We start from the raw sequence: 17,755 nt of genomic DNA, 5'->3' as shown, positions 1-17,755 counted from the left end.
GCGCCCTTCTCAGTCCTCGGCGCGGTAATAGGCGGTGACCTCCAGGGAGGTCTCGATGATCTCGTAGTCGGGCTTCACCCAGTGGGTCGCCTGCTCCTGCGACGCGGCCATGCGTGCTCCTTTCCCTCGTTGCGGAACGATCCGGTGCCGCTTGCTCACCGGAAACTCACTGAACGACGATCTTTCCGGTGCTCTGCGGGAAGACCGGGTCGTTGTAGAAGAACTCGCCCTTCTTGGTGAAGGTGTGCCGGAACGACTCGCCGGGCTTCAGCCGCCCGGTGTTGAACTCGTGCTCGAAGAACGACGCGGCGCCGTGCGAGTGCTCGTTTCCAGACGGGTTGACGAACGTCACCTCGGTGCCGGCCGGAATCGTCATGTTCTGCGGCGACATGGCGTTCTGGGAGACGAAGTTCTCCTCCTCTCCCGGGGCGCCCTTCGAGGCGTCCCAGATCCGGCCGAGGGTGACGGTGTTGTCCGCGGTGGCGCCCGTGACCGCCGCCGCGCGGATCTGGTTGCGCTTGGACGGCGGCTTGGGCGCGGGCGCGGGCCCGACCTTGCCGTGCAGCTTGAACGCCCACAGGTGGTCGCCTTTGGGGATGTCGGGGTAGGGCAGCCAGCTGCCGCCGGCGAGGACCGCGACGTACTGCTCGCCGTCGATCTCGTAGGTGATCGGGCTGGTGTGCACGCCGGCGCCGCACTGCCACGTCCACAGCTCGCTGCCGTCGGTGTCGTCCATCGCGACGAGCACGCCGTCCGGCCGTCCCTGGAACATGACCCGCCCGGCCGTGGTCAGGATCCCGTTGCCGTGCGCCAGGGACCATTCGCCCTCCCTGCGCCACGCGGGCTTGTTGGTGCGCGGGTCCACGGCGACGATGCCGCCGGAGAAGTACTCGCCGAGGGGGCGCGCGGTGTTGACCCGTCCGCCGTTGGTGTTGGAGTAGGCCGAGTTGACGAGCCCGTACCCGACGTAGACGAACCCGGTGTGCGGGCTGAAGGACAGGTACGACCAGTCCGCGCCGCCGCCCGCGCCGGGGAAGAGAATCGTCGCGTCGTCCCAGAACGGCGTGTAGATCTCGCCGGTCGGGTAGTACGGGACGGGCCTGGTGGTGTCGCGGTAGCTCGGCGACTGGTGGACGAACGGCTCGCCGCCCGGGAACGGCTGGGTGGGCCACGTCTTCTGCCGCGGCTCCTGCGGGACGGGCCGCTCGGTCATGCCGTGGACGGGCTTCCCGTTCTCCCGGTCGAGGATGTAGTACATCCCGGTCTTGCTGCCGTACACGACGACCTTGCGCCTGCGGTGCCCGATCCGCAGGTCGCACAGCACGGGCGCCATCACGTTGTCGAAGTCCCAGATGTCGTGGTGCACCGACTGGAAGTGCCAGCGCCGCTTCCCGGTCTTGGCGTCGATGGCGACCAGGCAGTTGGAGAACAGGTTGGTCCCGCCGCGGGTGGAGCCGTTGGTGCGCGGGTAGGGGTTGCCGAACGTCCAGTAGACGAGGCCGAGCTCGGGGTCGATCGCGGGGTGGATCCAGCAGACGGCGCCGCCCGTCTTCCAGGTGTCGCCCTCCCAGGTGTCGTTGCCGAACTCGCCGGGGCCGGGCGGGCCCCAAAAGGTCCAGGCGACCTCGCCGGTCCGCGCGTTGAGCGCGTACCCCCGGCCGCGCGCCCCCGCGGTGCTGCCCTCGGTGCCGACGTAGATCAGGCCGTCCCAGTAGACGATGGCGCCGGCGAGCCCGCCGCGGTTGCCGCCGCACTGCCCGGTCTGCGGGTCGCAGTCGGGGTCGCCCTCACCCGCGATGAGCAGTTCCCGCTGCCAGACGACGGCGCCCGTCCGCTGGTCGAGCGCGTAGACGATGTTCGCGCCGGACGTGGTGAAGACAAGCCCCTCCCCGAGCCCGACGCCGCGCATGTTGGTCTGCTCGGAGCCGACGTTGGTCTTCCACTTGACCTCGCCGGTGCGCCCGTCCACGGCGAAGACGTTCTGCTGGACCGTCTGGACGTACAGCACGCCGTCCTGGGCGACGATCGTGCTCTGCTGGGAACGCCCCTGGGTGCTGCCGCCCTCCAGGTTGACGTGCCACGCGCCGCCGAGGTGCCGGACGTTGCCGCGCGTGATCTCGTGCAGCTCCGAGTGGTTCTGGTTGCCGTAGTCTCCGCCGACCTTGGGGAAGTTCCGGGCGGCCCGGCCGAGGCGGCGCGGCTGCTCGGGCACCGGGAGGGCGAGCCGGGGGCGGGCCGCCGCCTCGGCCTCCGGCGCGCGGAGCGGGGTGAAGGCGGCCGTTCCGCTGATGACGGCGGCACCGGTCAGGAAGTTCCGACGTTTCATGCTGCTCCCAACTCACGGTCCGCTAGATGGACGCGTTGGTCCGAGTAACGGACGACACGGTAAGCCGCGGCAGCGGAATTGACAAGGGTATTGCCGCTTCGTCGTCCTCGTGAGATCGTCCTACAACCTCTGCGCGGTACATCTGGACCGCTAGATGGACCAGAGCGCTAGCATGTCAGGGAGGAACCCCCATGAGAAGACCCTCGTCCCACCTGGTGACCGCGGTGACGGCGGCGACCGGGACCGCCGCCGCGCTGGTCGCGGCCACGCTGCTCACCGGCCTGCCCGCCTCGGCCGGCGGCACCCACGCCAAGCCGGCGAACCGCGGCGCGCAGCAGCTCGGCGACCCGGAGTACGGCGTCTGCCGGGGTACCGACCCGCGCTGCTACCACGACTGGGGCAACTTCGACCCCGCCCAGGGCTACCGGGTGCTGGTCTACAGCCGGACCGCGGGGCCGCGGCACGCCAACCTCGGTCCCGCCCTCGCCGCCGGGCTGAACCCGCCGCTCGCCGACGCGAACGTCGCCCAGAAGGCCCTGGTCAAGATGGGCGAGGACAACGGGTTCGGGGTCGACTGGACCGAGGACGTCACCCAGTTGTCCAGCCCCGGGAAGCTGTTCCGGTACAACGCCGTGATCTTCATGAGCAGCACGCGCGACACCCTGGACGACGCGGCCCAGACGTCGCTGCGCCAGTACGTCCGGGGCGGCGGCGGGTTCGTGGGCGTGCACAACGCGTTCGGCACCGAGTACAACTGGCCGTGGTACGAGGGGCTCCTCGGCGGCGCGAACTACTACGACCACGGGCACGCGCAGACCGGGACCGTCCAGACCGTGGACCACAAGGACGTCTCCACCGCCGGCCTGCCGAACCGCTGGACGTTCAGCGACGAGTGGTACAACCTCGTCCCGTTCCCGTCCAAGGTGCGCTTCCTCGCGACCGTGGACGAGAAGTCCCTGGCGGAGGGCGCCGAGGGCGGGCAGGGGCACCCGGGCCACGGGTCCTTCCATCCCGTCGCCTGGTGCCAGTACTACGACGGGGGACGGGCCTGGCTCACCACGCTCGGTCATGACGCCAAGGCCTTCACCGACGACGGGACGAACTTCGCCGGCGCCCCGCGGTTCCGGAGCCTGCTGCTGAACGGCATCGAGTCGGCCATGGGCAAGAAGCCCTTCTGCCGGTGACGGTGGTTCCGATCGCGGGCCACGCCCGCCGGCGGCCGGGGCCTCCCCCGGCCGCCGGCGGGCGGCGCCGCCCGCTACAGCCCCAGGTAGATGCGCCGGACCTGGACGTCCTCGCGCAGCGCCCGGGAGGTGCCGGTCATCGCGACCTCGCCGTTCTCCATGACCACGCAGTCGCTCGTGGCCTCGAACGTCAGCTTGGCGTTCTGCTCCACGAGGAGCAGGCTCAGCCCCTCCTCGCGCAGCCGCACCAGCACCGCGAGGATGTCCTCGACGAGCTTGGGCGAGAGCCCCATGGACGGCTCGTCCAGCAGGATCAGGCGGGGCCGCGACATCAGCGCGCGGCCGACGGCCAGCATCTGCTGCTGCCCGCCGGACAGCGCCCCGGCGAGCCGGGACCGCATCTCCTTCAGCACCGGGAACAGCTCGTACACCTCGGCGAGCGCCTCCCCCGTCTCGGCGCCGCGCCACGACCGGGCGTAGGCGCCGAGCATCAGGTTCTTCTCGACGGTGAGGCCGGGGAAGACGTGCCGCCCCTCGGGGACGTAGCCGATCCCGTGCCGCACCACGTCGCGCGCCTTGACCCTGGTGAGGTCGGTGTCGCCGAACCGGACCCGGCCGCCGCTGCGGGGCACGAGGCCCATCAGCGCCTTGAGCGTGGACGTCTTGCCGGCCCCGTTGGCGCCGATGATGCCCACCGACTGCCCCGGCGCCACCGTGAACCCGATCGACCGGACCGCGCAGACGCCCCCGTAGTGGACGGAGAGGTCCTCCACCGTGAGGGTTTCCGCCTTCATCAGCTCACCTCCGTGGTGTCCGGCAGCGGCATGTCCGCCATGGCCGAGTCGCCGAGGTAGGCCTCGATCACCGCGTGGTCGCCGGCCACCTCGGCGGGCGTGCCCTCCGCGATCACCTCGCCGCCCGCCAGGACCGTCACCCGCTCGCACAGCGACATCACGAGGCCCATGTTGTGCTCGATGAGCACCACGGTGACCCCGCTGTCGCGGATGGACCGGACGATCTCCGACAGCTGCCGGACCTCCTCGCCGTTCAGCCCCGCCGCGGGCTCGTCCAGCAGCAGCACCCGCGGCGAGCCCGCCATGGCGCGGGCGATCTCGATGCGGCGCTGGATGCCGTAGGGCAGCGAGCCCGGCGGCGCCCCGGCGAACTCGCCGAGCCCGAACCGGTCGAGCAGCTCGTCCGCCCGGACGTGCAGCCGGCGCTCCTGCCGCCAGATCCCGACCGGCCACAGCACGTACCGCCAGATGGCGTACGTGCGCGACCGGTCGAGCGCGACGAGCAGGTTGTCCCGGACCGACAGCTCCCCGAACAGGCGCAGGTTCTGGAACGTGCGGGCCAGGCCGAGCATGGACAGCCGGTAGGGCCGTCCGCCCGAGACGACCCGGCCGTCCATCAGCACCCGCCCGCCGGACGCCTTGTAGAAGCCGCTGATGACGTTGAACAGCGTCGTCTTGCCCGAGCCGTTCGGCCCGACGATGCCCCGGATCTCACCGCGCTCCACGGTGAGGGAGACCTCCTTCAGGGCCTTCAGGCCGCGGAACTGCTTGGAGACGCTCTCGATCTCCAGCATCGGCCGCCCGTCCGCCTTCGTCCCCGCGTCCCCGCCGGGCTCGTACGGCTGGAACGGCCGCAGCACGGCGCGGTCCACGGACCTGCCGCGGCGCCGGTCGACGACGGCCTTCACCCTGGCGGGGACGCCCGCGAGGCCGGTCGGCGCGAAGACCACCATGAGCACCACGACCACGCCGAACCCGAGCTGCGCGTAGGTGGGGTAGTCCACCAGCTGCTCGCGGATCAGCGTGAGGCCGACCGCGCCGACGACGCAGCCGGTCAGGCTCTGCCGGCCGCCGATCACGACCATCGCCAGCAGCAGGAACATGTTGGCGATGTTGAAGGTGTCCGGCGCGATGTAGCGGATCAGCCCCACGTACAGTACGCCGGCGAGGCCGCCGAACACGCTGGACAGCATGAACGCCGTCATCCGCAGCAGCGGGATCTCCGCGCCGACCGCGCCCGCGGCCAGCGGGTCGTCCCGCATCGCCATCATCCGGCGGCCGAGGCCGGTCCGGACGACGAACTGCCCGAACAGCAGCGCGAGCGCGAACACCACCACTTCGAGGTAGTAGTACAGGTACTCGCTGGACAGGTCGATGCCGAACATCGGCGGGACGGGGATGGCCGAGATGCCCTCCGCGCCGCCGGCGATCTCGGCGTTGGTCGTCCAGTTGATGAACCCGAGCGCGAGCCCGAGCGTGACGATGCCGAGGTAGTGCGACTGCATCCGCAGTGCCGGGATGCCGACCAGCAGCCCGATCACCGCGGACGCCAGCATCGCCAGCGCGGCGGCCGGCCAGAACCCGAGCCCGTTGTGCGTGGTGAGGATCGCGGTCGCGTAGGCGCTCACCCCGAAGAAGGCGACCTGCGCGAGGTTGATCTGGCCCGCGATGCCCATGGCCAGGCCCATCCCGATCGCCAGCAGCGCGAACACCAGCGCGATGTTGACGACGTGGATCGCGTAGCTCCCGACCTGGTACGGCAGGATCCAGGCCGCGACCACGAGCACCGCGATCCCGCCGAGCCGCGGGGTACGGGGATGTTTGAGCAGGTCCGTCATGCGCGGCTCACCGTCATCTCGCCGAACAGCCCGGTGGGCCGGATCATGATCGCCACCGTGAACACCAGGAACACGACCAGCTCGGAGTAGCCCTGGAAGTGCCCGGCGGCGAAGGAGTCCAGGACCCCGATGGCGAAGCCGCCGGCGATGGCGCCGGGGATGTTGCCGCAGCCGCCGAGCATGGCGGCCGCGAACCCCTTGATCCCGATCGTCCCGCCCATCGTCGGGTTCACGTACAGCAGCGGGCCGACCAGCCCGCCCGCCAGCGCGGCGAGACCCGCGCCGATGGCGAACGCGATGGCGTTGCTGCGGCCGACGTGGATGCCGACGGCGGTGGCCGCCTCGTGGTCCATCGCGACCGCCTGCATCGCGGCGCCCATCTTGGTGCGCTGCAGGAACCCGACCAGCAGCACGACCGCGACGGCCGCGATCAGGAGCACGACCAGGTCGTAGGTGCGGACCCGCAGCCCGGCGAACTCCAGCGGCGCGCCGCCCACCGGGGACGACACGGCGCGTCCGGTCGCGCCCCAGATCAGCACGGCGACCGCCTGCAGGACCATCCCGAAGCCGATCGTGCCGATCAGCATCAGCGTGAAGTCCTTGTTCTCCAGCGGGCGCAGCACCCGCTCGATGAACAGGCCGATGAGCCCGGTCACCGCGATGGCCAGCGCCATCGCCAGGGCGAACGGCAGCTTGGTGGACATGTAGAAGGTGGACGCGGCATAGGCGCCGATCATGAGCACGTCGGCGTGCGCGAAGTTGACCAGCCCCATGGTGCGGTAGACCAGGCTGAACCCCATCGCGACCAGCGCGTAGATGGCACCGAGGCTCAGCCCGCCTATCAGCGTCTGAAGGAAGACCTGCATCGTTCCGCTTCCCCGGTCAGCCGCCGGCCTTGACGAGCTTCCCGTTCTTGATGATGCCGATGGAGGTGGTCTTGATGCCGACCCCCGTCTCGTCGTAGGCGAAGTTCCCGAGCAGCCCCTGGTACCGCACCGCCCGGATCGCGTCGGCCAGCTTCCTCCCCTTCGCGACATTGCTGTTCTTCAGCGCGGTGAGCAGGATCTGCGCGCCGTCGTAGGCCTTGGCGCCGTGCATCTCGGCCTCCTCGCCGTAGGCGGCCTTGTACGCGGCGGCGAACTTCTTGGACGCCTCGCTGATGTCGTTGCCGAGGTAGGGCGAGCTGACGATGGTGCCCTCGGCGTTCTGCGCCCCGGCGGTGTCCAGGTAGACCGGGGTGCCCTGGGGCGCGGCGCCGGCGAACGGCGCGTCGATGCCGAGGTCGCGGGCCTGCTTGACGATCAGCCCGGACTCGACCTCCTCGGCGCCGAGGAAGACCACCTGCGGCGACTTCTGCCGGATCTTGGTCAGCTGGGCGCTGAAGTCCTTCTGGTCGGTGGTGACGACCTGGTCGGCGACCGGCTTGACGCCCCGGTCCGACAGCGCCTTGAGGAAGGCGTCGTGCTCGCCCTTCCCGTACGCGCCGTTGTTGGTGATCATCGCGACCTTGGTCAGCTTCTCGTCGTCCACCACGTACTTGGCGAGCGTCTCGTCGTAGGTGGTGCTGGTCGGCCCGTTGAGGAACAGGAACGGGCTCTTCAGCGCCACCATCCCCGGCGACTGCCCGGAGGCGATGTTGGGGATCTCGGCCGTGCGCAGCGTGGGCGCCATCGCGATCGTGACGGCGCTCTCCGCCGTGCCCAGCATCGCGATGTAGTCCTGGCTGTCGATCTTGCGGGCGATGTTGGTCCCGACCGTCGGGTCGCCCTGGTCGTCGAACACGTCGAGCTGGACCGTCCGGCCGCTGATCCCGCCGGCCTTGTTCCACTCGTCCACGGCGAGCTTGGCGCCCTTGTACTCCCACTTGCCGAGCGAGCTGAGCTGGCCGCTCTGCGCGTCGACCAGGGCGATCTTGATCGGGCCGGTGCCGCCGGAGCCGGAGTCCTCCGACTCGCCGGGGGCTGCGCAGCCCGCGGCGAGGCCGGCGGCGAGCGCGCCGGCGGCGAGCGCGGACAGGCGGAGTCTGGAACGGTTTCGCATGATGTCACCTCGGGGGGTGGAACAACGGGGTGGGCGGTGTCGGAGAGGGCGGGGCGCGCGGGTCATCGCGTCCCCTGTTCCGGGAAGACACCCTGGTAGATGTCGTTGATGTTCCAGTGCCCGGGTGTCGGCACCGGCTCATTGACCATGGGCACGTCCAGCACGGCGGGTCGCCGCCTGGCCGCCGCCGACCGCAGCGCCGGCAGCAGGTCCGCCGGCGCCGGGACGTCGTATCCGTCGGCTCCGCACGCCCTGGCGAGGGCGGCGAAGTCCGGGCTGTAGGGGCGTCCGGCGGGGTCCCGGAACTCGCATCCGTAGCTCGCGCCGAAGTTGGCCGCCTGCAGGTCGGCGATCGTGCCGTGGGCGCGGTTGTTCATCACCACGAAGATCACCGGCAGGCCGCGCTCGACGGCCATCGGGACGGCCGGGAGCTGGGCGCTCATGCCGCCGTCGCCGACGAGCGCGACGACGACGCGGTCCGGCTGCGCGATCTGGACGCCGACCGCGGCGGCCGGCCCGAAGCCCATCGTCGAGGCTCCGCCGGGGGTGATGAAGCGGCCCTCGGCGGGCAGCTCGTAGCACTGGGCGACGCCGTTCTTGTTCCAGCCGACGTCGGTGACCAGCACCGCTTCGGCCGGGAGGGCGTCGCGCAGGTCGGCGAGGATGCGCTCCGGCCGGAGCGGGAAGTCGTCGCCGCGGCCCCGTTCGCGGCTCTCGGCGAACAGGCCGGTGCGGGCGGCGCGGATCCGCTCGCGGAGGGCCGGGCGGTCGGCCGGCGGGGCGGCCCGCACCTGCGTGGCGATGGCCTGCACGGCCAGCGTCACGTCGGCGACGGCGCCGATCTCCACCGGGTAGTTGCGCCCGATCTCGGCGGCGTCGATGTCGATCTGGATCAGCCGGCCGGACGAGGGGCCGCCACCGAGGTTCCAGGTGTACCGCTCGTCCCACGAGCTGGCGTCGGTCTCGGCGAACCGGGTCGCCAGCGCGAGGACGACGTCGGCGTGGCGGGCGTAGTCGTTGGTGGCTTCCAGCCCCCAGAAACCCGGCATCCCGAGCAGCAGTGGGTGATCGTCGGGGACGGCGCCCTTGCCCATCAGCGAGTGCACGATCGGGATGTCCAGGTGCTCGGCCAGGGAGAGCAGCGCGTCGCGTCCCGGCCCCTCGCGGAGCCCGCCGCCGAGGTAGATCAGCGGCCGCTCGGCCTCGGCGAGCATGCGGGCGATGCGTCCGGCGACCGGCGCCGGGAGATCGGGCGGCGCCGTGCTCGCCGGCAGCGGGTGGTCGTCCGGCGCGACCGTGCGGGAGAACAGGTCCATCGGGACGTTGAGGAGGACCGCACCGGGACGTCCCGACGTGGCGGTCCAGAAGGCCCGCTCGGTGAACCGGGACAGGTCCTCGGCGCGGTGCACGTGCCAGGCGCGCTTGACGAACGGCCGGTAGATGGCGGTCTGGTCCGCGTCCGCGTGGAGGTTGACCTCCTGGTGCGGGTGGCGGCCGTGGTAGTAGGACGGCACGTCGCCGGAGATCGCGACGAGCGGGACCGAGTCCATCGCGGCCGTGGCCACGCCGGTCACGGCGTTCATCATCCCGGGCCCGACGTGCAGCAGCAGGACGCCGGGCCTGCCGGACGCGCGGGCGTAGCCGTCGGCGGCGTGCGCTGCGGCCTGCTCGTGCCGGGCGATGACGAACTCGATGGGGCTGCGGCCGAGCGCGTCCAGCAGCGCGATGTTGGTGTGCCCGCAGGTGCCGAACACGTACTCGACGCCGAAGGACTCCAGCCGGCGGACGAGCGCCTCGGCGGCCGGCACCGGCGCGGCCCCGTCCGGCGCCTGGTCGGTGCGGGGCTGGGCGTCCACGGTCATGAGGCCATCTCCTCTGCTCGGGGCAGGCTGATCCAGGTCTTCCCGGCGATGTCGGCGGCGCGGGCGAACGCGCTCGGCGCCTGGTCGAGCTCGAAGCGCTCGCGCAGCACCTGGCCGGGCCGCAGGTCGTGCTCGCGGAGCGTCGCGATCGTGTGGGCGAAGCCCGCGGGGTGGTCGTAGATGAGGCATCCGCGCAGGGTCAGCCGCCGCTGCACGAGCGCGAAGGTGGGCAGGCGGGCGGGGCGGGTGTTCTGGCCGACGGCGATCAGGGTGCCGCCGTCGGCGGTGCGTTCCACGGCGCGCTCGAACGCCTCGGGCACGCCCGAGGTCTCGATCACGACCGGGAAGGTGGTCCCGTCCGGGAGCGCCGAGGCGTCCTGCGCCCCCATCCGGAGGGCGAGCGTCCTGCGGCCGGCCTGCGGCTCGGTCACGAACGGCACCCCGCCGGCGTGCAGAACGGCCAGGGAAACAAGGAGGCCCTGCGAGCCCGCGCCCACGACGAGGCAGTGGTCCCCGGGGGCCAGCCCGCTCATGCGGACCGCGTTGAGCGCGACGGTGAACGGCTCGACGCAGACGACGTCGGCGTCCTCCCACAGTTCGGGGACGGGCCAGGTGAAGCGGGCCGGCACCGCGGCCCGCTCCGTCAGCAGGCCGGGCTCGGAGATCCCGACGACCCGACGGTTGCGGCAGCCCGCCGTGGCGCCGGTGCGGCAGGGGCCGCAGGCCAGGCACGCGTAGTTCGGCTCGACGACGACCCGCTGGCCGGGCGTGCGGTCGGTGACGCCGGCGCCGACGGCGAGGACGATGCCGAACGCCTCGTGCCCGAGCACCCAGGGCAGCGCCGGGACCTTGCGGCGGCCGGAGACCACCGCGAGGTCGGAGCCGCACAGCCCGACCCCGTGCACCTCGACGATGACGTCGCCCGGCCCGCACGACGGCTCGGGCCAGTCGTCCACGACCGCCACGGTGTCCGGCGAGACGAGCGTGACGGCCCTCATCCGCGCGCTCCCCAGAGCGGGGTGCCGCGCAGCAGCATCGTCTTCACGACCGTGAAGTCGTCGATCATGCAGCGCGGCGACTCCCGGCCGAAGCCGGAGTCCTTCATCCCGCCGAACGGGACGTGGTCGAGACGGTAGTTGGAGGAGCCGTTGACGATGAGCCCGCCGACGTCCAGGTCCCGCCAGGCGGTGATGATCCGGTCGAGGTCGCGGGTGAACAGACCGGCCTGCAGGCCGTACCGGCCCTCGTTGCAGTGCTCGATCACCTCGGAGAGGTCGTCGAACGGCAGCACCGCGACCAGCGCCCCGAAGATCTCCTCTATGACGACCGAGGCGTCCCGGGGCGCGTCGGCCACGATGGTCGGCGCGGCCGTGGCGCCGTCCCGCTTCCCGCCGAGCAGGACGCGCCCGCCCCCCGCCGCGGCCTCCGCGCTCCAGCGCACGACCCGCTCGGCGGCCTCCTCGTCGACCATCGAGCCGACGTCCGTCGCCGGGTCGAGCGGGTCGCCGACGGTGAGCGCCGCGACCTGCCCGGCGAACAGGTCCAGGAACTCGGAGTACCTGGAGCGCTGGACGTAGACGCGCTGGACGGAGATGCAGCTCTGGCCGGAGTTGCTGTACCCGGTGCGGGCGCAGACGCGGGCCGCCTCGGCGATGTCGGCGTCCTCGCACACGATCGTGGCGGCGTTGCCGCCGAGCTCCAGGACCAGCCGCTTCGCGCCGGCGGCGCGGGCCACCGCGGCCCCGGTGGCGGCGCCGCCGGTGAAGCTGATGACCGCGACCTCCTCGGCCGCGCACAGGGCCGCGCCGACGGAGCCGTCCCCGTGCAGCAGCTGGACGGCCTCGACCGGCATCCCGGCGTCGACCAGCAGTGCCACGACGGCGGTGGAGACGGCGGGTGCCTGCGGCGGCGCCTTGACGATCGTGGTGTTGCCGGCCGCGAACGAGGCGCCCAGCTTGTGGGCGAGCAGGTTGGCCGGCGCGTTGAAGGGCGTGATGGCCAGCGCGACGCCCGCCGGGGCGCGGTAGGTGAAGGCGGTGTCACCGGCGCCCCGGGCCCATCCGGCGACGGGGAGCGTCTCGCCGCCGATCTGCCGTGCCTCGGCCGCGCAGATGGCGAAGGTGTCGGCGACCCGGTCGATCTCACCGCGCCCGTCCTTGACGGGCTTGCCCAGTTCCAAAGCGAGCAGGCGGGCCAGGTCCTCGCGGTTCTCGGACGCGGCGGCCGAGGCGCGCTCCAGCACGTCCGCCCGGACCGCCGGGGCCAGCCGCCCGACCACCCGCGCCGACGTGCGCGCATAGGCCCTGACGGCGGCGATGTCGGCCGGGGACGCGGCCGGCGCCCGGCTCACCGGACGACCCAAATATGGTCCGATCCGTTCACTCTGCGGACCATCCGTAACCCATCGGCCACCGATGAGCGCCGCCGCATCAACCGGTCTGACCTCGGCTGCGGATGCGAGCAAGGCGTCCAGCATCAAGCTCCTCCAGGACCACTCAGCGGTCTTTATGTTCCGTCATGTGGACTGCGAGTCAACGTACGGGGCGGTCCGGGACGCTGACAAGGGGCCGCGGCCGGAAAAGTTTCGATCGATCCGGCGGCGCGCCCGCCGCGGACGCCCGTCACCTCCACCGATCCGCCTCCGCTCCTAATGTTCGAACCAGTGAGTTAGTTATAGGTGACCTCGCTCACCAGGGGAAGGGCAGACGGGCGATTTTCCGGCCGATGAGGGCGACAGACCGACTGACGGTCCAACTAGACCACTGTGTGGACTGCGTGTAACGTACGGACCGCAGCCGCCCGAGCACGAGAGCGAGAACCAGTGAGTCCAGCGAAGCGACCGGAGACCGAGACCCCCGGCACCCCGCCGTCCGGCGACGGCCAGGGCGTTCGCAGTGTTCAGCGCGCCATCGAGATCATGTCACTGCTGAGCGAGGAACGTCCCGTCGTCTCCATCCGGGACATCGTCGAGGCGACCGGCCTGGCGAAGACGACCGTCATCCGGCTCGTCCAGACCCTGGAGCAGAACGGCCTGCTGTGGGCCGCGCCCAACGGCTACCTGCCGGGCCCCGGCCTGTGGCGCTGGGCGCACCTGGCGCGCAGCAGCTGGGAGCTGCCGCCCGAGACCCGCAAGGCCATGCGCGACCTCGGCGCGCGGCGCCGGGAGACGGTGAACCTCTACATGCTCCGCGACATCTACCGCGTCTGCGTCGCCCAGCAGGAGAGCCCGCAGCCGCTCCGCCACGTCGTGCACGTCGGGGACGAGCTTCCCCTCTGGGCCGGCGCGTCGTCCAAGGCCCTGCTGCGGGACGCCCCCGACGCGCTGCTGCGGCGCGTCGCCCTCAGCTCCCCCTACGGAGAAGGCCACGTCAAGAGGCTCAAGGAGTGGATCGACGAGGCCGCCCATCAGGGCTGGGCGGTCAGCCACGGGGAACGTGAGGACGGCCTGTCCGCCGTCGCCGTGCCCGTCCTCGGCCGGTCGGGCACGGTCGTCGCGGCGCTGTCGCTCAGCGGCCCCACCGTCCGGTTCCCCGACGACACCGTCCGGGAGTACGCCGACGACCTGCGGCAGGTGGCCCGGGAGATGTCCGAACGCGGCTTCGACCACCCGCTCAGCCCCACGCACTGACCACGCGCCCGGCCGTCCGCGCGGCGGGGCAGAAGGAGCACGCGCATGCAGGAGCGACCGCTCAGCGGCATCCGGGTCCTCGACCTGACCAACGTTCTGGCCGGGCCGTACTGCAGCTACCAGCTGATGCTGCTGGGGGCCGAGGTCGTCAAGATCGAGGTCCCCGGCCAGGGCGACCTCGCCCGGCACCTCGGCCCGGACCCCGAGCTGAACCGCGGCGGCCTCGGCGCCTCGTTCCTCGCCCAGAACGCGGGGAAGAAGTCCGTCGAGCTCGACCTGAAGGACCCCGCCGACCGCGCCGACTTCGCGTCCATGGTCCGCGGCGCGGACGTCCTGCTGGAGAACTTCCGGGCCGGCGTGCTCGACCGGCTCGGCTTCGGGTGGCCCCGGCTGCGGGAGCTGAACCCGCGGCTCGTCTACTGCGCCATCTCCGGGTTCGGGCAGACCGGCCCGATGAGCCAGGCGCCCGCCTACGACCAGATCATCCAGGGGCTGTCCGGGATGATGAGCATCACCGGGACGAAGGAGACCGCGCCGCTGCGGGTCGGCTTCCCCGTCTGCGACACCATCGGCGGCCTCGCCGCCGCCCTGCACATCGCCGCGGCCCTCGCCGGCCGGTCCCGCACCGGCCGGGGGACGTTCCTGGACGTGTCCATGCTGGAGGCGGCCGTCTCGGCGATGGGCTGGGCGGTCTCCAACTACCTGGTCAGCGGGGTCGCGCCCGAGCCGATGGGCACCCAGAACGCCACCGCCGCGCCGTCCGGCACGTTCGAGGCCGCCGACGGGCCGCTGAACATCGCCGCCAACCGGCAGCGGCAGTTCGAGACGCTCTGCGACCTGCTCGACCGTCCCGACCTCCTCGACGACCCCCGGTTCGCCGACCGCGAGGCGCGCAAGCTGCACCGCGACGAGCTGACGGACGAGCTGAACCTCGCGCTGCGGAACCGGACCGCGGCCGAATGGGAGGAGCTCCTCTGCGCCGCCGGCGTGCCCGCCGCCCGGGTCACCGACGTCCCGCAGGCCGTCCGGCTCGACCAGCTCGACCACCGCGGCTTCTTCACCGACCTCCCGTTCCCGGACGGCTCCGGGCGCGTCCTACGCGTCGCCGGCAGCGGGATCCTGCACGACGGCGAGGCGCTGACGCCGACCGCCCCTCCCCCGACGCTCGGCCAGCAGAACGACGAACGCGCGAGCCTCATGGCCCGCTGGAACGGCCATGACGACGACACCGTCATGAACGGCACCCGGCGGGAGGCCCCGTGAGCGGCACCGACATGAGCGGCACCGACCCGACGGGTGCCGTCGGCGAGTGGTGGGCCACCGGCATCACCCGCATGGAGCCTGGCGTCATCGAACTGCGCGGGCGCCCCGTCCAGGAGCTCATCGGCACCACCGGCCTCACGTCGATGATCTGGCTGATGCTGCGCGGCGACCTGCCCGGCCCGCGGCAGGCCGCGCTGCTCGAAGCGGCCCTCGTCGCGGCCGTGGACCACGGCCCGCAGGCACCGTCGATCGCCATCGCCCGGATGGCGGCGACCTGCGGCGTCGGCCTCAACGGCGCCGTCGCGAGCGCGGTGAACACCCTCGGCGACGTCCACGGCGGGGCCGGGGAGCAGTGCGTCCGGCTGCTGGAGGAGATCCTCGTCCGGGAGGCGGAGGGGGTGGACCTGGACGTCGCGGCGGCGGAGGTCATCGCGGCCTGGCCCCGCTACCTGCCGGGGTTCGGCCACCGGTTCCACCCGGTGGACCCCCGCCGCGACCCGCTGCTGTCGCTGGTGGAGGCGGCCGTCCGGGACGGGGTCGTCCCGGGCGGCCACCTGCGCGCCGGCCTGGCGGTGGAAGCCCACCTGGCGAAGGGCCGCGAGAGGCCGGTGCCGATGAACATCGACGGCGCCACCGCCATCATCTACGCCGAACTCGGCTTCCCGGCTCCCCTGGCCCGCGGCCTCTTCGTGCTGAGCCGCAGCATCGGGATCCTCGCGCACGCCTGGGAGGAGACCCAGAGCGGGCAGCGCAACAAGGGGCCGATACCGCGCTCGGTGCTCCCCGCCTACCACCCTCCGTCCTGACCGGCCAGAGCCGCCCGCGGGGGACGCCCGGGTCGCTCCCGCCTTTCAGAGCCCCCGGACGGCGGCGATGGTGAAGGGGATCTCCGGGGTGCCCTCGCCGAGCGGGCCGCCCTTGTCGAACTGCGAGCGGACCACGTAGAGGGTTCCGCCGCGGCGGACGAGCGTCGTCGGGACCTGGAGGGACGGGTCCGCCAGCGTGCGCTCAAGGCGGGCCCGCGTCCCGTCGGCGGCGACACGCCAGCGGGTGACCTCGTTGTCGAGGTTGTCGGCCGTCCAGAGCCGCCCGTGCTGGAGTTCGAGCCCATCGGTGTTGTGCATGTCGCCGCCGTACAGGGCGACCTTGCGGACGGCCCCGGTCCCGATGTCCAGCCGGTAGAGGTCGCCGCCGCGCATGTCGTCGGTGAGCAGGAACCGGCCCGTGGGGTCGGCGACGATGCCGTTCAGCGTGAAATCGCCGGGCTCGTGCGGTTCGAGGACGCCGTCCAGGTCGAACCGGGTGGTCAACGTGGCGTGTCCTCCCCGGGCGTCCGCCAGGTCCTGGGGCGTGACCTGGTAGACCACCGCGCGGGACGTGTCGGTCAGGTAGGCGGTGCCGTCCGGGGCGATGGCGAGGTCGTTGACGAACCGGGCCCCGTCACCGGGGACGGTGAACCGCGCCAGCAGACGGCGGCTTCGCGTGTCGTACGCCGCGACGCCGGACGTGGAGTCGGTCACCCAGAGCCGTCCGGCACGGTCGACCTTCATCCCGTTGGCGGTGTGGCGGCCGTCCGCGCCGGCCGGGAGGAACACCTCGGCCACGCGGTGGCCCGGACGCATCCGGTAGACGGTGCCGTCCTCGAAGGAGCCCGCGTACATGGCGCCACCGCGGGGATCGGCGGCGATCCCCTCGGGGTACACGCGGTCGCCGGGCAGGACATGGGCCGTTGAGATCGATACCCGCTGTTCCCGTGCGGAGGCAGCGGACGCTGCCAGGGCCACGGACGCGGGGAGCACGGCGACGGCGAGGGCGGCGGCCATCGCCGCGGAGGAGCGCTGGATGCGCGACATGGGCGTCTCCGTTCGAGTTAACTTCTTAGAACGCGTCCATACGATAGTTAGAACTCTAATGCTCGTCAACGACCTTCCCCTTGGACGGCTCGATATCATGCGGGAATGACCTCGATGCCCGTCCCGGAGCGGATCGGCTCCCACCTCAAGCGCGCGGAGCAGGCGCTCAACGGGGCCAAGCACGCCGCACTGAAGCCGAGCGGGCTGACCGTGCCGCAGTACGCGGCGCTGCTGCACCTGTCCGACCACCCGGGCATGTCGGCCGCCGCCCTGGCGCGGGCGTGCGCGGTCACCCCACCGACGATGAACACCGTCCTCAAGAACCTCCAGGAGCGCGGGCTGATCGAGCGCACCCCGCACGAGTGGCACCGCAACATCCTGGAGACCCGGCTCACCGCCGAGGGCGAGGCGGTGCTGCGGGCCGCCGACGACCGGGCGGTCCGGGTCGAGCGGGGGCTCGCCGCCGAGTTCACCGACGCCGAGCGGGAGACGCTGATCGAGCTGCTGGGCCGGTGCGTCGGCTTCCTGGAAGCCGCGCGGTCCGCCCCCGGAGGCTGAGACACTCCCCGGGGAACCGACAATCGGGAGGAACCATGGGCGACCGGATCGAACACGACAGGTCGGGCCAGCTCAAGCAGATCGAGAGCGGGCTGCTGCCCGGCGAGCAGATCATCGCCGTCTACGACGCCATCGGCGCCGGCACCGGGTTCATCGGCCTCACCGACCGCCGCGTGATCGTCCAGGACAAGAGCTTCGCCGGCAAGCGGTACGCCATCACCAGCGTGCCCTACTCCAAGATCACCTCGGTCAGCGTGGTCAGCAACAAGTCATGGGCCGGGTCCTACTTCTCCACCGGGTCGATCGCGATCAACGTCGGCACGCACACCTACGAGGTCGAGTTCCGCGGCGCCGACAAGAGCCACCACGTGCACAACGTGATCCTGCAGTACATCTCGGGCTGACCCCG

General features: G+C 72.0%; 16 protein-coding genes. 6 read left to right on the top strand and 10 right to left on the bottom strand.

Annotation, left to right across the window (positions count from 1 at the left end; translation table 11 throughout):
• Positions 1–9: 9 nt before the first annotated feature.
• Together pqqA and BM339_RS08045 are read right to left on the bottom strand one after the other, a co-directional pair.
• Positions 10–111, bottom strand: coding sequence for a pyrroloquinoline quinone precursor peptide PqqA (gene pqqA, locus BM339_RS08050; protein ID WP_021594832.1), 102 nt, complete (start codon positions 109–111; stop codon positions 10–12).
• A gap of 55 nt (positions 112–166) precedes the next feature.
• A complete protein-coding gene (locus tag BM339_RS08045; protein WP_075020386.1) occupies positions 167–2,326 on the bottom strand; it encodes an outer membrane protein assembly factor BamB family protein in 2,160 nt (719 codons plus the stop codon).
• Positions 2,327–2,517: 191 nt separating this feature from the next.
• Between BM339_RS08045 and BM339_RS08040 the strand changes: the two genes are divergently transcribed.
• Positions 2,518–3,510: a ThuA domain-containing protein gene (locus tag BM339_RS08040; RefSeq protein ID WP_052357918.1), complete on the top strand. Its 993-nt coding sequence runs from the start codon at positions 2,518–2,520 to the stop codon at positions 3,508–3,510.
• Positions 3,511–3,584: 74 nt separating this feature from the next.
• Here the strand turns inward: BM339_RS08040 and BM339_RS08035 are convergent, their stop codons facing one another.
• The 7 genes from BM339_RS08035 to BM339_RS08005 all read right to left on the bottom strand — a co-directional run bounded on the left by BM339_RS08035 (position 3,585) and on the right by BM339_RS08005 (position 12,520).
• Complete coding sequence (locus BM339_RS08035) at positions 3,585–4,304, bottom strand: ABC transporter ATP-binding protein (RefSeq protein ID WP_021594828.1); 720 nt, start codon at positions 4,302–4,304, stop codon at positions 3,585–3,587.
• Positions 4,304–6,142 (bottom strand): branched-chain amino acid ABC transporter ATP-binding protein/permease, encoded by a 1,839-nt coding sequence (locus tag BM339_RS08030; RefSeq protein WP_021594827.1) that lies wholly within the window; start codon positions 6,140–6,142, stop codon positions 4,304–4,306. Before BM339_RS08030 ends, BM339_RS08035 begins: the two co-directional genes overlap by 1 nt.
• Positions 6,139–7,008, bottom strand: coding sequence for a branched-chain amino acid ABC transporter permease (locus BM339_RS08025; RefSeq protein ID WP_021594826.1), 870 nt, complete (start codon positions 7,006–7,008; stop codon positions 6,139–6,141). Before BM339_RS08025 ends, BM339_RS08030 begins: the two co-directional genes overlap by 4 nt.
• A 16-nt stretch (positions 7,009–7,024) precedes the next feature.
• Complete coding sequence (locus BM339_RS08020; protein ID WP_075020385.1) at positions 7,025–8,182, bottom strand: ABC transporter substrate-binding protein; 1,158 nt, start codon at positions 8,180–8,182, stop codon at positions 7,025–7,027.
• 62 nt (positions 8,183–8,244) lie between these two features.
• Positions 8,245–10,044 carry a thiamine pyrophosphate-binding protein gene (locus tag BM339_RS08015; RefSeq protein ID WP_083597417.1) on the bottom strand — a complete coding sequence of 600 codons (1,800 nt, stop codon included), beginning with the start codon at positions 10,042–10,044 and terminating at the stop codon, positions 8,245–8,247.
• The gene (locus tag BM339_RS08010; protein WP_075020384.1) at positions 10,041–11,042 is read right to left on the bottom strand and encodes a zinc-dependent alcohol dehydrogenase; all 1,002 of its coding nucleotides are present in this window, start codon (positions 11,040–11,042) and stop codon (positions 10,041–10,043) included. The genes BM339_RS08015 and BM339_RS08010 overlap by 4 nt, the downstream gene beginning before the upstream one ends.
• Positions 11,039–12,520, bottom strand: coding sequence for an aldehyde dehydrogenase family protein (locus BM339_RS08005; RefSeq protein ID WP_075020383.1), 1,482 nt, complete (start codon positions 12,518–12,520; stop codon positions 11,039–11,041). Before BM339_RS08005 ends, BM339_RS08010 begins: the two co-directional genes overlap by 4 nt.
• Before the next feature lie 345 nt (positions 12,521–12,865).
• Between BM339_RS08005 and BM339_RS08000 the strand changes: the two genes are divergently transcribed.
• Genes BM339_RS08000 through BM339_RS07990 form a run of 3 tightly spaced genes read left to right on the top strand, consistent with a single transcriptional unit; the run spans position 12,866 to position 15,741 of the window.
• On the top strand, positions 12,866–13,672 hold the full coding sequence (locus tag BM339_RS08000; protein WP_075020382.1) for an IclR family transcriptional regulator: 807 nt from the start codon (positions 12,866–12,868) through the stop codon (positions 13,670–13,672).
• Between the two features lie 45 nt (positions 13,673–13,717).
• Positions 13,718–14,935, top strand: coding sequence for a CaiB/BaiF CoA transferase family protein (locus BM339_RS07995; protein WP_021594820.1), 1,218 nt, complete (start codon positions 13,718–13,720; stop codon positions 14,933–14,935).
• Positions 14,932–15,741 (top strand): citryl-CoA lyase, encoded by an 810-nt coding sequence (locus BM339_RS07990; protein ID WP_021594819.1) that lies wholly within the window; start codon positions 14,932–14,934, stop codon positions 15,739–15,741. Before BM339_RS07995 ends, BM339_RS07990 begins: the two co-directional genes overlap by 4 nt.
• 45 nt (positions 15,742–15,786) lie before the next feature.
• Here the strand turns inward: BM339_RS07990 and BM339_RS07985 are convergent, their stop codons facing one another.
• Positions 15,787–16,788 (bottom strand): SMP-30/gluconolactonase/LRE family protein, encoded by a 1,002-nt coding sequence (locus BM339_RS07985; protein WP_218163591.1) that lies wholly within the window; start codon positions 16,786–16,788, stop codon positions 15,787–15,789.
• A gap of 105 nt (positions 16,789–16,893) precedes the next feature.
• Between BM339_RS07985 and BM339_RS07980 the strand changes: the two genes are divergently transcribed.
• Both BM339_RS07980 and BM339_RS07975 read left to right on the top strand, forming a co-directional pair.
• The gene (locus BM339_RS07980) at positions 16,894–17,346 is read left to right on the top strand and encodes a MarR family winged helix-turn-helix transcriptional regulator (RefSeq protein WP_021594817.1); all 453 of its coding nucleotides are present in this window, start codon (positions 16,894–16,896) and stop codon (positions 17,344–17,346) included.
• A gap of 35 nt (positions 17,347–17,381) precedes the next feature.
• A complete protein-coding gene (locus tag BM339_RS07975) occupies positions 17,382–17,750 on the top strand; it encodes a PH domain-containing protein (protein WP_021594816.1) in 369 nt (122 codons plus the stop codon).
• Positions 17,751–17,755: the final 5 nt, after the last annotated feature.

It is taken from the genome of Actinomadura madurae (genome assembly GCF_900115095.1).
Lineage (GTDB): Bacteria > Actinomycetota > Actinomycetes > Streptosporangiales > Streptosporangiaceae > Spirillospora > Spirillospora madurae.
Note: the sequence above shows the minus strand (reverse complement) of the source record. Positions and strands in the feature narration are given on the sequence as shown.

Excerpts from the sequence above, each read along its gene's own strand:
- BM339_RS07985 (WP_218163591.1), bottom strand. The coding sequence starts at position 16,788 with ATGTCGCGCATCCAGCGCTCCTCCGCGGCGATGGCCGCCGCCCTCGCC.
- BM339_RS08025 (WP_021594826.1), bottom strand. The coding sequence starts at position 7,008 with ATGCAGGTCTTCCTTCAGACGCTGATAGGCGGGCTGAGCCTCGGTGCC.
- BM339_RS07980 (WP_021594817.1), top strand. The coding sequence starts at position 16,894 with ATGACCTCGATGCCCGTCCCGGAGCGGATCGGCTCCCACCTCAAGCGC.
- BM339_RS08040 (WP_052357918.1), top strand. The coding sequence starts at position 2,518 with ATGAGAAGACCCTCGTCCCACCTGGTGACCGCGGTGACGGCGGCGACC.
- BM339_RS07995 (WP_021594820.1), top strand. The coding sequence starts at position 13,718 with ATGCAGGAGCGACCGCTCAGCGGCATCCGGGTCCTCGACCTGACCAAC.
- pqqA (WP_021594832.1), bottom strand. The coding sequence starts at position 111 with ATGGCCGCGTCGCAGGAGCAGGCGACCCACTGGGTGAAGCCCGACTAC.
- BM339_RS08015 (WP_083597417.1), bottom strand. The coding sequence starts at position 10,044 with ATGACCGTGGACGCCCAGCCCCGCACCGACCAGGCGCCGGACGGGGCC.
- BM339_RS08045 (WP_075020386.1), bottom strand. The coding sequence starts at position 2,326 with ATGAAACGTCGGAACTTCCTGACCGGTGCCGCCGTCATCAGCGGAACG.
- BM339_RS08020 (WP_075020385.1), bottom strand. The coding sequence starts at position 8,182 with ATGCGAAACCGTTCCAGACTCCGCCTGTCCGCGCTCGCCGCCGGCGCG.
- BM339_RS08010 (WP_075020384.1), bottom strand. The coding sequence starts at position 11,042 with ATGAGGGCCGTCACGCTCGTCTCGCCGGACACCGTGGCGGTCGTGGAC.
- BM339_RS07975 (WP_021594816.1), top strand. The coding sequence starts at position 17,382 with ATGGGCGACCGGATCGAACACGACAGGTCGGGCCAGCTCAAGCAGATC.
- BM339_RS08030 (WP_021594827.1), bottom strand. The coding sequence starts at position 6,142 with ATGACGGACCTGCTCAAACATCCCCGTACCCCGCGGCTCGGCGGGATC.
- BM339_RS08035 (WP_021594828.1), bottom strand. The coding sequence starts at position 4,304 with ATGAAGGCGGAAACCCTCACGGTGGAGGACCTCTCCGTCCACTACGGG.
- BM339_RS08005 (WP_075020383.1), bottom strand. The coding sequence starts at position 12,520 with ATGCTGGACGCCTTGCTCGCATCCGCAGCCGAGGTCAGACCGGTTGAT.